Source organism: Curtobacterium sp. A7_M15, assembly GCF_030705415.1.
Lineage (GTDB): Bacteria > Actinomycetota > Actinomycetes > Actinomycetales > Microbacteriaceae > Curtobacterium.
In genome coordinates this window covers 22,563-35,796 of the sequence record NZ_JAUZED010000003.1, presented here as the reverse complement: position 1 = coordinate 35,796, position 13,234 = coordinate 22,563, and the positions used below count along the sequence as shown (strand labels likewise).

The window sequence follows — 13,234 nt, the reverse complement described above, 5'->3', positions numbered from 1 at the left end:
CCTCTCGTTGTTTTGCCGTGAAGGCGACTTGTCGCCGCTAGGACGAGCGGGTGGAATGCAACCCCTTGGGGCGGCGGGGGAGAGAATTTCGGCGCGAATTAAGCGAAGCGCGCGCCGAAAATCTCGGAGGAGACGGCGGCTTGCCGCTTGCGCTGCGCCCGAGCGTCCGTACGCTGCCGAAGGCTTCACGGCAAACCAACGGCCCGAAGGGCCTACAGCGCCGGCGAAGCCGGCTCCCCTGGAAGCGAAGCGACTCCCGGCCCCCGGCCGGAAGCCCTAGCCCGGAAACCCCGTCCGCTACTGTGTGGGCGGTTCAGGGGGTCGCATGAAGCAACGGCATCGACGGGTACCCGTCCCATCCGCGGGGTCGCTCGGGGTGCGCGCTGGCGGCGTCCGGGACGTTCCTCGCCTCACGGTCTGGTCGTGGCACATGATGCCGCGGAACCCGATCTACGTCTGGCTCGTCGTTGGGGTCGCAGCGGTCTCGTGTGCGGGAGTGCTGCTGCTCGGACACCCACTGTGGATCGCGCTGGCCATTGCCCCGATCGTCGCTCCGCAGTGCCTAGTGATCAGTCCGAGGACCGTCCGCTACCTCGCCGGCGACTTGACCGAGTGGCGGCAGCGGCGCACGGAGGTCAAGACAGCAACGTGCGCAGCCTCGTGACGTGACGGCCGGCGAACGGTGTCAGCCGGGCGTACCGGCCGCTCAGGATGTAGCCGAGGATCTGCGTCGTGGTGAGACCGTGCGACCGGAGCAAGCCGGCGGCGACGCGAGCGCGGGTGTGCGAGCGGTCGTCGGTCCAGCCCTTGTAACCGGAGTCGACCAACTCGTCCAACGCATCCTGCGTTGCGTCCTCGACGTCGACACTGAGCACGTCGCCGGTGCTCATGTCACGTGCGCCGACGAACTGCGCCCATCCGCGCAGCGGGTCGCTGGGGTCCTCCGCCACGATCGCGAAGCCGTTCGCCGGCAGTCGGACGCCTGCGAGCAGGTCATAGCCCGGCCGGATGATCGCCACGACGTCGGCGCCGTCGACGGGCGTCGGCGAGAGCAGCGTCCGCGTCTTCCACGCCGCAAGCTCGTTGGGGACGACGGTCAACTGGTCGACGACGACCAGCCCTCGAGCGTGCGTCTCGTCGCGCAGTTCCAACGCGAGCTCCGCCGCGCACGTGACGCTCTCCGCGCCCCACGGCACGAACAGCACCCTCGATCCCAGCCGGCCCGCAAGCTCATCAGTCCCCACCGGTGTCCCCCATCCCCTAGGAGGCCTGCGCCACGGGCGTCAGGTCCTCAACGTCGTGTGCGTCGTCATCGTCGCGCAGCGCGCGGCGTACCGACGACATGCCAACGCCGAGCGTCGTCGCGATCGTCTGCCACGTCTCCTTGTCGGCCCGCATCCGTCGCGCGATCGCGATCCGCTCCGGCGTCATAACCGTGGGACGGCCGCCGCGGCGGCCGCGGTCCCGGGCAGCCGCGAGGCCGGCGCGGGTGCGGTCCGAGATGATGCGCCCGTTCATCTGCGCGAACGCCGCACAGATGTGGAAGAACAGTTCGCCGCCGGCGCTGGTCGTGTCGAAGGGTTCGGTCAGCGACCGGAACTGGATGCCACGCTCCTGCAGTTCGGTCACGATGTTCACGACGTCGGTCATCGACCGGCCCAAACGGTCCGTCGAGTACACCAACAGCACGTCGTCCGCGCGCAGGTGCTCGAGGCAGCGGCGCAGCCCGGGACGGGCGGTGTTCTTCCCCGTCGACTTGTCGGAGAAGATCGTGCCCGCGCCGGCAGCGCGCAGCGCGTCCTCCTGCAATCCGAGGTTCTGGTCCAGGGTGCTCACCCTGGTGTAGCCAACGATCATCGGGTGTACCCGTCTCTCGGCAGGTCGGTTCCGCGGCTGATGTTGATGCCGCCCCGCATCGACGGTCGGTCATCGAGTGTCGGCGGAGCCGGCCTGGTGGCCTCCGACGCGGGACGTCCGTTCTGCCGGCTGAGCATGTCGACGGTGCGTTGCTGGTCCGCCATCAGCGAAGCAGGGGCGGCCGCGTCGATGGGCTCGATGGCCTTGCCGAGGACGGTCGCGAGACGGTCCGCGCGCCCGGTGGCCTGGTTGTAGAACCGGGCGGCTACGAACTCGTCACGCAGCGGTGCGCCAGCCTGGAACTGGCCGGCGTCGAGCCGGTAGCCGGCGTTCTCGGACAGCTGGGAGAAGAACACGAACTGGGAGCGAGTGTTGCCCTCGCGGAACGAATGGATCGTGTTGAGCTCGCCCCAGTGCTCCGCGAGCCGTTCCACGAACCGGTCGCGTTCCATGCCGGCCAGGTGCCCCTCCCCCGCAAGTTGCCGGTACTGCGACTCGGCGGCCTCGCGAACGGCCGGGCCCGGGTAGTAGCCGTACGCGACCTGCGGTGCAGCGGGATCGCCGGGCGCGAAGTTCACCACGTCCGGGCCGCTCTTGGTCATCCGCGTGTCCGGACCGACGCGCTCGTCCCCAGCCCACTCGTACGTGTCCTGGAAGATCCGCCGGTGGATTTCCTTCATGTGCGCGTAGTCGAACTCCCCCGCCACCGGGTTGGCGGCGAGCTCGACGAGGCGAGCTTGCGCGGCGAACTCTTCCTTCGCGCGCAGTCGCGCCCCGTCGGTCTCGTTCCACTTGTTGCGCAGGACGTCCGTGCCGGGGATGAAGTAGTCATCCCAGTTGCGGAACGTGGTGGCCACGTCTACTGAGCGTCGAGGTGCGCGATGCCGGCGGCGATCGCGTCGTCGGCGCTCATCGTGCCGGCGGCAACCCGACGGCTGAGCGCGCGCAACGTCGGGTCGGTCACCTCGTGACCGGCCAGTGCCAGCGCGGCGTCAGCAAACTGCACCCGACGATCCACCTCGGCAGCGTCAGGGGCGAAGTCGATTGCGCTCAGCACCTCGTCGATCACCGCCGTCTCGCTGCGGTACTTCGCGTCGAGCTCGGCGCGCGCCTGCGCTCCGGTGATCTTGCCCTCGAGGATGCGGCGGGCCCGGTCCACGGCGTCGGAGCTCAGGCGGTTTCCGCCGAGCTCGTGGCTCTTGATGATCAGCGCCATCTCCTGCTCGACGTCGACACGACGGCCGCCTCGCGGTCCGACCTTGGTGACCATGCTCGCTCCCCTGCTCGGCTTCCATTCTACCAAACTGCCCGTAAACGGTCCACTCTAGTTTTGGACAGCAGCGAGTTTCGGCAACGGGTTTTGGAGTGACCGCTCACGCTGGTCTGCGCGGTCCTGATCCGTTCTCTTGCATCACTCGCTCGCGGGTGACGCCGCGGCGCGGAGGTAGGCGTAAACCGTCTCTCGGCTGACGCCGTACTCCCTTGCCAGTACCGTCTTCGGCACTCCGGTGCTGGCGCGGTTGATCAACTCTGCGATCTGCACCGCACCAAGCGATCGCGCCCGGCCGCGGTACACGCCACGCTGCTTCGCCAGCGCGATGCCCTCGCGTTGGCGTTCCCGAATCAGTTCGCGCTCGAACTCGGCAAACGCTCCCATCATGTTCAGCAACAAGTTCGCCATCGCGCTGTCTTCTCCTGTGAAGGTCAGTTGCTCCTTGACGAACTCGACGCGGACCTTCTTGTCCGTCAGTCGGCGCACGAGTCGGCGGAGGTCTTCGAGGTTCCGGGCGAGCCGGTCCATCGAGTGCACCAGCACAGTGTCGCCGTCGCGGACAAACCCGATCATCGCTTCAAGCTGCGGGCGGTCAACGTCCTTCCCGGACGCCTTGTCCTCGAACACACGATCCAGCGCGATGCCGTCAAGCTGCCGCACCGTGCTCTGATCCAACGTGCTCACCCGCACGTACCCAACCTGCTGACCCGACAACACGGCCTCCGACCCTCTTCTGTCAGGTTGAAGTCTAAGACCAGCGGCCACCGGTGTCAGAGAATGCCAAATCGAACCCTATTCGGACGCGAGCCAGGACCGCCGCCTGACGTCCAGTTGGGGTGTACCCACTTCTGACGCTGATGCGACCTGTCCATCCTTCGGAGCGCTTCTGGCTGACGGTGATGCACGATGCCCCTCCCTCTCCACGGACGAAGGGGCATCGTGTGCGGTTATCACAAGTGCGAACGCTCGCTTAGTCTCGCCATTCTCCCCAGCCAAAACTGCTCTCGGCAATGAAGTCGGCAAACTCGGATCGCAACCGCGCAACGAAGTGCACATCTGTCTCGTCGGGGGAGAGTCCGAGCGAGAAAGTCTCCCCAAGGACTACGACCTTGATTCGATCCTGGCGAGTGGGGCTACTTTCCGGAGAAAGACGATTTCCCGCGCGCGTCGTGAATTCGATAATGCTTCGCGCCCGCTCCTGTTCCTTGAGAAGATCCCTGACAACATTGTCAGCTAGTGCATTCAGATGGGCGACGGTACTCACTTTGTCCTATCGGTGACAATGAAGATACCACTTGTGTCAACGTATGCCGTTCCCGGCTGACCATACTTGTACGCACGGAACTTGATGTTGTCGTAGTAGCTAATTTGGTGACCCACAATGATGCCCGACATTGTTCCATGGAAGAAGTACGTGCAATGCTTCACGTGGTCAGAATTAGTATTAGACGTTCTGTTGGTGTGGTCCCAAATCTGCATTCCGAGCTCAGTGGCACTAGAAGTCGCGCCGCTACAGAATGCCACACTGACCTGGAAACCCCACGCCATCTTAGTAGTTCCACAGGCACGCTGCATATCAAAGGTGGCATTGAACGTCGAGTAGTGATAGTGCTTGTTGCATAGCAGGCCACTTCCCCGAGGCCCCTGCACGCTGCCGCTTGAAGCTAGCTGGATCGTGGGGCGCGTCGCGCGTGCGGAGTACGAGGTGGTAGATGTTCCGGCGTCCTGCGCCGTGTAGTCCGCAGCGTCATCAGGCGCCCCTGGGGCGTCCGACACGGAGGAGTCGGCAACGAACACAGCAGGGACAGTGGTCAGGGTCGCGGTTTGACCATCGAGCGTGGCCTCAACTCGTGCGGACCAGTAGTAGGTTCCGCCGTCAACCAGCAGCCCGCTTGGTACGGACCACCCGCCTGATTGCGGATCACTGGTGCTAACTGGGGCCTGCGTTGTGTCTGGCTGATCCCAAATGCGGTAGACGTAGGTCGCCTCGTTGGGAAGCGCAACGTCGTCTGCCCAGACCTCGAGTTGAGGTGTGAGGGACACGTGATCCGAGTTGTCCGGGACGGAGGTCGTTGCCGTCGTCGTCCAGTCCCCAAAGGTTGCGAACCAGACGGTGGATGACACAGTCCCGTCAGCCTGGTCGGCGTCAACGCTCAGCACATGGCGCCCAGCGGTGCCGGGTACGTGCAGAGAAATACTACTGGGCTGCGTTTCGCTCAAAGCGATGTCGGTCGGTTCACCGTCATCAAGGGTGTACGAAACCACCTCATCTGAGTGGTCGGCCGGCTTCGCGGAAATTGTGCAGTCGATTCCGTCAATCGGAATTGACTTCAGCCACGCTCCGGCTGCTACCGAGCCGCAGGTGATCTTCGCGGGAGTCACTGAGGAGTACCAGCCCTGCACGTCCACCACATAGTTCGTCGCGTCGGCGACGTTGCGGAGAGCGATCTTGCCGTTCGTACCGAGCGGCACGGTGATCGTGTTTGTGCGGATGTCGTCGGCTTGGAAGTTGATTGCCGTAGTGCCGGGGTTCGTGGCGCCGTCAGCGTAGGCCTGCGCGTAGCCGGCGCTACCGGCGTGCGAGACGATCAGCGTCAGCGTCACTGCAGTGATGCCGGAGCCCATAACCGGGACGCCAGCTTTGCCTGCGATCTGGATGGAACGGGTCTCGCTCTTTGCCAGAGCCGTGTTTCCGGTTGCCCTGGAGTCGTAGGCGCGCCCGTAGGAGGGGGTGAAGATGGCGCCGCTCGTGCCGGCGGCGGTGAAGTAGCCCTGAAGATCGATGACAAGGTTCGCCGTCGATGAGCTGTTCGCGATGGTGATCTTGCCGTCCGACGACAGCGGTACCTGCGCCTGGATTGAGGCGGCGACTGACGGGGCGTAGTGCAGTGAGTTCTGCGGCTTCGTCCCTCCGGTCGCGTATGGGGTGAGGTAGCCGTCGCTGTCGGTGCTGTTGATCGGGAGCAGGTTCACCACGACGCCGGATGCACCGGACGGGATCCCGTTCGACCCGGTGATCTGCACATCAATGCTCTTTCCGGGGGCGATCGTCGACTTGGCGGCGCCGAGGCCGGAGCGGGTGTCGACGATGCGCTTAGCGACGGGCACGAACCCGCCCGCGGCCGTGCCGTCCGTGTTCGCGGTGTAGTAGCCCTGCACGTCCAGAATCAACCGGGTCGCGTTCTCGGTCATGACCTGAATCGTGCCGTCCGCACCAACCGCGACGGTGGCGCTGTTGGACGTGTACTCACCGGAGACGCCGCTATAGATCAGCATCGTCGTCCGACCAGAGTTGGCATCGGGCCGACCGAACAGCGTCCCCGCACCAGCGGAGCCTCCAACGGTGGCGTTCAATGAGACCGCGCCGACCGAGCCGTCATCCGGCAGCCCAGCAAGGCCCGCGACCTTGATGGTCCGGTACTTGCCAGCCTCCATCGGCGTGCTGAATCCACCGGTACCCGTCTTCGTATCAAGGATGCGGCCCGTCGCCGGGACGAAGACGCCACCGGTGCCGGTGTCGTTTAGAGCATGTGCCGGCATCGTGGCTACAAGCAACGAAGCAACGAGTGCGAGCGCGCCGAGAACCGCGACAGCAATGCTGCGCTTCCTCGCGCGCGGAGCGTGCAGGACTGGTTGCACGAGACCCCCTATGTCAACAGACCGCACGAGTTGCTGTCCGTCCTCGCAGCGTAAGAGGAGCACCCGCTTAGCTTCGCGCCACCCATCCGGGGGTCGCAACAAAAGCCCTGGTCAGAGGGCGTTGTACCAGGGCGGTATTAACGGACTCTCAGCATCGTGGTTAGCCAAGCCCGCACCGATGGACAGGCAAAGAAGCGTGACCGAAATTACGCAAGACAACGTGAGCAGTGAGCAGCCACAGTTCTGGACAGGTCCGGAACCGGCATGTGAGCAGCTTCGCTCGGTGTCGTGGTTCTCGCCTTGCTCTGTGTCGTGATCGCGTCTCGGTAGACGATCGGTCAATGAGACAGGATGGGGTGATGAGCGCATCAGCGGTAGTGATGGTGATCGACATGCAGGTCGGCGTGCTCGACGGCTGTCACGACGCCGACGCGGTGACACGTCGGACGGCGGTCCTCGTCGACCGGGCACGAGCCGCCGGCGTGCCGGTCGTCTGGGTTCAGGACCACGACGACTTCCCTGAAGACACTCCACTCTGGCAGGTCGCCGCACCTCTCGAACGTTTGGACGGCGAGGTGACTGTCCGGAAGACCCGACGAGACGCATTCGTCGGAACGGATCTCTACGAGGTCCTCGCCGCTCTGGGCACGACGCACATCATCGTCGCTGGTGCGCAGACGGACTACTGCATCCGGACCACCACCCAAGCTGCCGCCGTCCGTGGATTCGACGTCACCCTCGTCGGCGACGCGCACACCACCATCGATGCTGTTCACGACGGCACCGCGATCTCCGCCGAACAGATCATCGCGCACACCAACATGTACTTCTCGGGCCTTCGCTACCCGGGCCATCAGTACGCAGTCGAGCAACACGACCGAGTTGATCTGCAGCCACGTCGCTGACGCTCGGGCGAGACGCGTCCGCGGCGAACACGGCCCGCTTCTGTCCCGTCCGTTGACCGATCCGCTTCGGGACGCCGGCTAGTCAATACGGTTACATCAATGCCCACGCCAGACGAAGGGACCACCAGTGACGGACCGCATCCGACGCACGTCGCTCAGCAACCGCGCTGCCAACTGGAACCTCGCCCTCATTTGGGTCGTGATCATCATCGGACTGCTGACCGCCATTGGTTGCGTCGGATTCATCCTCAACGAGAGCCTGACCTCTTACGCCACCTGCAGCGTCCGCGATGCGGGTTGTCGTGGTGACGCCGGCTGGTTCAGCAGCATGGGGCTCACCCTCTTCGGAGGGTTCGCGGCAGTCATCACCTGCGGCGCCATCGCAATCCGCCACCACACCCGGAGAAGCGGCGTCCTGTACCCGGTTGCCGGTCTCGGCGGTCTCCTCCTACTGACCGCGGTCGGCTACGTCCTTCTCAAAGCCCTCACCGGCACGTAGGTGACGGGCGCGGGCTCGTGTCACTGCGGCGCCGGTGGGAACTGGATGTTGACGGCTCCGGCGCGGCGGCGAAAACAGGCCCCACGGCATGACACTCACCAACGTGGCGGCTCGATTCACTCGACATACCCGAGGAGGTCGACAGCAACTGGCGAAGTCGAATCTGCTCGACCACGCGGCTGGACCATTCACGGTTTGAGATAGCCCCGGAGCGGCAACGGCGTCGGCGCGCTGTCTTTGTGGCTCTGCGCGGATCATCGTCAATTGAGATTGCTTCGCGCGACGCACCGGTGTCTGCGGTGCGATGCTGACGGGGTGATCCTGCTGAACGAAGCCGCCCGCGGCGCGTGGATCGTCGAGCGCGCCGGCCGATGGGCGACGGTTGGCGGTGTAGGTGGCACGGGCTTCGAGGCGTACGCGAGGCTGCTGCACCCAGTGGATGCGCACCGCACTGACCCGAACACCGTTGACGAGTGGGGCAATCCCGTCGACGTTGAGCACACGCGATGGCGGTGGGCCGAGGTCGCGCATCGCAACGACCGGGTGATGCATCCCCTGGTGCAGTGGTGGCGGATCACTGACGACGAGGAGACCAGGAGTTGGCCGGATGGATGGAGTGTCGGCCAGTCCGACGATGGGTGGTTCGACCCGGAGGATCTCGCGATCCTGACAATGCACCTGCGGGCCGCAACCCAGACGCCAGAGGACCTGGTCATCGGCGCCTGGGAGGGCACGGGCAACCCGCCGTGGGCAGAAGGAGGTCGGAACGCGCTCGCACGAGCTCGCATGCAAATGCACTGGCCAGGCCGTGACATGTGGCTATTCAGCTCGAGTCTGGGCGAGCTTGCGGATCCGACGTGGGCGCACCGCACCGCACCGTGTCTGGATGGGAGTGCAGCCGCTCCAACCAGGAGGCGCCCTACACGTCCATGATCTGGCCCGAGGATCACGCCTGGGTCGTCGCGTCCGAGGAAGACTGGGACTCGACCATCATCGCCGGCTCACGCACACTCGTCGACAGCATCCTCGCGGACGACCGATTCGAGGCCTTCGAGGTACACGAAGGCGACGACCTGAGCCGGGACGGCGATCTCCTCAACCCCCGGCGGAACCCGACAGCAGGGCCCTGAGGCGATCAGCGCCCGGAGAGGGGTCGTTCACCGGTGCAGGCTCGGAGGCCTCGGGATGATGGCCGGTACCCAGCAGCTACTTGGGTCGCCAATTCCCATATGACTGTCCCGCAAAAATGCCCGATGAAGGTGCCTTAAACGCTACAGTCGTCGCATGCTTGTCGGATACGCCCGCGTCTCGACCTCCGGACAGGACCTCGCCGCGCAGCGGGATGGTCTCCACTCGCTCGGCGTCCATCCCGAGAACGTGCACGTCGATCACGGCATGTCTGGAACAAACCGTGAACGCCCGGGGCTCCGCGAAGCTCTTGCCGCGGTCCGCAAAGGTGACGTCCTGGTAGTCACCAAGCTCGATCGCCTCGCCAGATCACTCCCCGACGCTCGTGACATCGCCGACGAGCTGACGCGCAAGGGCGTGACGTTGAACCTCGGAGGTTCCGTCTACGACCCAACCGATCCCGTTGGACGGCTTCTGTTCAACGTTCTCGGAATGGTCGCGGAGTTCGAAGCCGACCTCATCCGTGCCCGCACGCGCGAGGGGATGGCGATCGCCAAGGCCGCGGGCAAGCTCCGCGGGAAGAAGCCCAAACTCTCCGTCTCACAGGAGAAGCACCTGGTCGCGCTGCACCGCGCCGGCACGCACACCACGAGCGAAATCGCCGAGCTCTTCGGTGTCGCCCGCTCGACCGTCTACCGAGCGATCCAGCGCGGCGGAGCGAACCCACCCGCCGCCTGACGACACCGAGCGAAGCTGCTCACAGCCAGTGCCTCGCAACCAACCTTCATCACACAGATCATCGCTGACGCTTGCGACACCTGGTTGCGAGACCCGCCACTAGCCGCATTGGTAGACCGCGACGGACGCGAGCTCAACGCTGACGAGACGTCTCGCAACCCTAGGGATACGAGCCATCCGCTCGAAGTGGAAGGGGGCGGTGCCGTAGGCCCGCCCCCTACGCTAATTAACTGTGCAGCGTTTCCCAGTACCGCAGCTCGATTGTGTCCCCATCGCTGAGTTCGCTCGAGATCAATGACACCAGGTGATCTGCTTGACGCTTATGGGCAAGCGCTGCTTCTTCATTTTGCCAGCCGGAATCGGGCATGTAGCCACTATTAAATGTGGCTGCCCATTTATAGATCTCCCGCTGTAAGCCCTCGCTTAGAGGGGGCTGACCTGGCGGGCAACTACCTTCCTCGTCAGTCCCCAGTGGCCAATCGATGGCGTAATCGTTACCCAATATATAGTGAGTCACATTCGCACCTTTTCAAACGTGCTCCCAATATGAATCTGCATGATTGCTTCACAATAGAGACGATTGCAAGTTAGGGCTTCCGGCCGTTTGACGGGAATGCTGTAATCACCTTCCAATTCCCGTTTCCTACCGCAGTATTCACCGTGTAGATCCGAACCACATGACCCTTACGGTCTTTAATTTCTAGTATGCCCAAGTATGTGTACGAGTCGTTTTCGGACCGGTACGACACATTGGTAGGGCTAGCGTAAGTGGTGGTGAGTGCGCCTACCATGAGTTCTTCAGGCTTAAGGCCCATAGGGTACTTGTTCGCAATTCTGATCCAGTCGTCCATGTGGCCCGGGTACGGCCGCCAAATGTGACGCATCCCTCGGGTTCCCGGCGTCCCACAAACAAGGTCAGCATGCCCACCCGAAACGACTCCCGACCAGTGCCTGCGGGGGAAGGAGTCATCAACCTTGTGGTTCGGATCGGCGGTAGCGCTGCACGCAGGCACCGGATCGTACCTGGTCGTGCGCATCGTGCTCATCGCGGGCTGAGGAGCAGCAGTGTCCTCCGGGTCGGACTCAACGGGTGAGTCGGCGGTGTACGTGCCCGCGTCCGCGGCTGCTGTGCCGCTAGCATCTTCTCCCGCAGCCTGAGCCGATGTGGAGAAACTAAATGTTGGGGTAGTGAGCGTCGTCGTCGCCCCCTGAGCATTGGAGCCTCGAACTACCGCATGCCAGAAGTACGCACCCTCTGGCAGGCCGGGAGTCTGTGCGATCTGATCCGCCTGCTCACCGCTTTCCCATACAACCGCTGCTCCAGCGCTATCCGTCGAGACCGTGAACGCGAAGGTGGCGTCGGTTGGGAAGTTGTACTCTTCGGACAATGAAACACCGAGGTAAGGCAACTCGTCAGTAACCTCGTCAGCAGAGGGAGTGCCTTGAAGAGCGCTTGCGCTCCAGTCGCCAACGGTGAAAGTGTAGTCCGTTTCGTCGGCGCCGTCGCCGTTTGCGTATGCGCGATAAGCCGTGATCGAGTGAGTGCCACGGGACAGCTCCACTGCAACGGTTGTCGTTATGGACGCGGACTGGGAAAGGTCGACTTGCGTCACATCCTCGCTGTCGACAGCGTAAACGAGGCGTTCTCCGCTGGTAGTGGCTGGGCTCGCAGAAATTGTGCACTCGACGGCGGTCGAGTCCGGCGTAATAATGACCGCGTCGGACGAGTAAGGCTGGGGGCAGACTACGCTCGGCGCGGAAGGGTTCGCGTACCACCCCTGGACGTCGATGATGAAGTTGGTTGCGCCGTTGCCGATGTTGTGAAGGTTGATCTTCCCGTTCGCGCCGACGGGGACGGTGATGGTGTTGGAGCGGACTGTGCCGTTGTCGTAGCGGAGGGATGCGGTGTCGGGCTCGCTGGTGCCGTTGGCCCAGACGCGGCCCCACCCGGAGCCGTTCGCGGCGTTGGCGGTCAGGGTGAGGACGACGGAGTTGATGCCGGATCCCATGACGGGGACACCGGCCTGGCCGGCGACGTCGATCGCGCGGGTCTCGTTGCCGGCGAGGATCGTGTTTCCGGTCGCGCGGGTGTCGAAGATGCGGCCCGAGCCCGGCGTGAACACCGCACCGGAGCCCCCGGTGGCGGTGAAGTACCCCTGCACGTCGATGGCGAGGTCCGTGGTGCTGTTGGCGTTGTAGACCGTGATCTTGCCGTCAGCGGACAGCTGCACCTGCGCCTGCATGGTCGTGGTGGTGCCGCCGGCATAGTTGAACGAGTTCGCCGGCCGCGCCGCACCCGTCGGGTACGGCGTCAGGAACCCCACGTTCGACGTGCTGTTGATCGCAACCAGGTTCACGATCACCGCGGACGCATCTGCCGGGACACCGGCGGTGCCGGTGACCTGCAGCACGGCGCTCTTGCCGGTGGTGAGCTGCTGCTGCGGCAGGCCCGTCCCGGAGCGGGTGTCAGCGACGCGCTTACCGTTCAACGGCACGAACCCGCCCGGGGCGGTGCCGTCCGTGTTCGCGGTGTAGTAGCCCTGCACGTCCAGGATCAGCCGCGCGCTGGTTTCGGCGTAGACCTGGATGGTGCCGTCGGCGCCGACGGCGAGGACGGACGAGAACGACGTGTTCTGCTGCTGCTCCCCGCCGTAGATCCCCATCAGCGTGTACTTCGTGTCCGCATCCGGACGTCCGAACAACTGCCCAGCAGTGGTGATGTCAGCCACCATCGCAACGACCGACACGGCACCGACCGAACCGTCATCCGGCAGCCCTGCGAGGCCGGCGACCTGGACGGTGCGCCACGTCTTCGCGGGCATCGGCGTCGAGTAGCCGCCGATGTTGTTCTTCGTGTCCAGGATCCGACCCGTGGTCGGGACGAACACACCACCGGTACCGGTGTCGTTCAACGCAGACGCTGGCGTCGCCACCAGCAGAGAACCGATCAGTGCGAGCGCACCGAGTGTGACGGCAGCGATGCTGCGCCTCCTCGAGCGCGGAGCGTGCAGCAACGTGCGCACGAGACCCCCAATGTCAGTGGACAGCACGAGCCGCTGTCCAGTTCCCGCAGCATAAGAGGAGCCTGAGATCGGCTCGGTGGCCCCCGTTCGGGGAGCGAAGGAAAACCCCAGTTCACAGGCTTAGTTCCACCGTGGGCTTAATGGACTCTCAGCATCACAGCCCGACCGGATG

12 protein-coding genes are annotated in these 13,234 nt (G+C 64.4%); 5 read left to right on the top strand and 7 right to left on the bottom strand.

The annotated features are described in order from the left end of the window. Nucleotides 1–635: 635 nt before the first annotated feature. The 6 genes from Q7F20_RS01190 to Q7F20_RS01165 form a co-directional block, all read right to left on the bottom strand. Complete coding sequence (locus Q7F20_RS01190) at nt 636–1,196, bottom strand: hypothetical protein (protein WP_305738287.1); 561 nt, start codon at nt 1,194–1,196, stop codon at nt 636–638. A gap of 64 nt (nt 1,197–1,260) precedes the next feature. Further along, entirely contained in the window at nt 1,261–1,857 is a 597-nt protein-coding gene (locus Q7F20_RS01185) for a recombinase family protein (protein ID WP_305738286.1), read from the bottom strand. Further along, nucleotides 1,854–2,714 carry a Fic family protein gene (locus Q7F20_RS01180; RefSeq protein WP_305738285.1) on the bottom strand — a complete coding sequence of 287 codons (861 nt, stop codon included), beginning with the start codon at nt 2,712–2,714 and terminating at the stop codon, nt 1,854–1,856. The genes Q7F20_RS01185 and Q7F20_RS01180 overlap by 4 nt, the downstream gene beginning before the upstream one ends. Before the next feature lie 2 nt (nt 2,715–2,716). Next, nucleotides 2,717–3,073, bottom strand: a complete 357-nt coding sequence (locus Q7F20_RS01175; protein ID WP_305738284.1) for an antitoxin VbhA family protein — start codon at nt 3,071–3,073, stop codon at nt 2,717–2,719. 195 nt (nt 3,074–3,268) lie between these two features. Next, entirely contained in the window at nt 3,269–3,844 is a 576-nt protein-coding gene (locus tag Q7F20_RS01170) for a recombinase family protein (protein WP_305738333.1), read from the bottom strand. Between the two features lie 546 nt (nt 3,845–4,390). After that, nucleotides 4,391–6,769, bottom strand: a complete 2,379-nt coding sequence (locus Q7F20_RS01165) for a hypothetical protein (RefSeq protein ID WP_305738283.1) — start codon at nt 6,767–6,769, stop codon at nt 4,391–4,393. A gap of 359 nt (nt 6,770–7,128) precedes the next feature. Between Q7F20_RS01165 and Q7F20_RS01160 the strand changes: the two genes are divergently transcribed. The 5 genes from Q7F20_RS01160 (at nt 7,129) to Q7F20_RS01140 (ending at nt 10,039) form a co-directional block, all read left to right on the top strand. Continuing rightward, a complete protein-coding gene (locus Q7F20_RS01160) occupies nt 7,129–7,674 on the top strand; it encodes an isochorismatase family protein (protein ID WP_305738282.1) in 546 nt (181 codons plus the stop codon). A gap of 127 nt (nt 7,675–7,801) precedes the next feature. After that, the gene (locus Q7F20_RS01155; RefSeq protein ID WP_305738281.1) at nt 7,802–8,173 is read left to right on the top strand and encodes a hypothetical protein; all 372 of its coding nucleotides are present in this window, start codon (nt 7,802–7,804) and stop codon (nt 8,171–8,173) included. Between the two features lie 315 nt (nt 8,174–8,488). Beyond that, on the top strand, nt 8,489–9,106 hold the full coding sequence (locus Q7F20_RS01150) for a hypothetical protein (protein ID WP_305738280.1): 618 nt from the start codon (nt 8,489–8,491) through the stop codon (nt 9,104–9,106). Next, nucleotides 9,103–9,303 carry a hypothetical protein gene (locus Q7F20_RS01145; protein ID WP_305738279.1) on the top strand — a complete coding sequence of 67 codons (201 nt, stop codon included), beginning with the start codon at nt 9,103–9,105 and terminating at the stop codon, nt 9,301–9,303. Before Q7F20_RS01150 ends, Q7F20_RS01145 begins: the two co-directional genes overlap by 4 nt. A gap of 154 nt (nt 9,304–9,457) precedes the next feature. After that, nucleotides 9,458–10,039: a recombinase family protein gene (locus Q7F20_RS01140; protein WP_305738278.1), complete on the top strand. Its 582-nt coding sequence runs from the start codon at nt 9,458–9,460 to the stop codon at nt 10,037–10,039. Nucleotides 10,040–10,626: 587 nt separating this feature from the next. On the opposite strand, the gene Q7F20_RS01135 is transcribed toward Q7F20_RS01140, so the two are convergent. Next, nucleotides 10,627–13,062 carry a hypothetical protein gene (locus tag Q7F20_RS01135; RefSeq protein WP_305738277.1) on the bottom strand — a complete coding sequence of 812 codons (2,436 nt, stop codon included), beginning with the start codon at nt 13,060–13,062 and terminating at the stop codon, nt 10,627–10,629. Nucleotides 13,063–13,234: the final 172 nt, after the last annotated feature.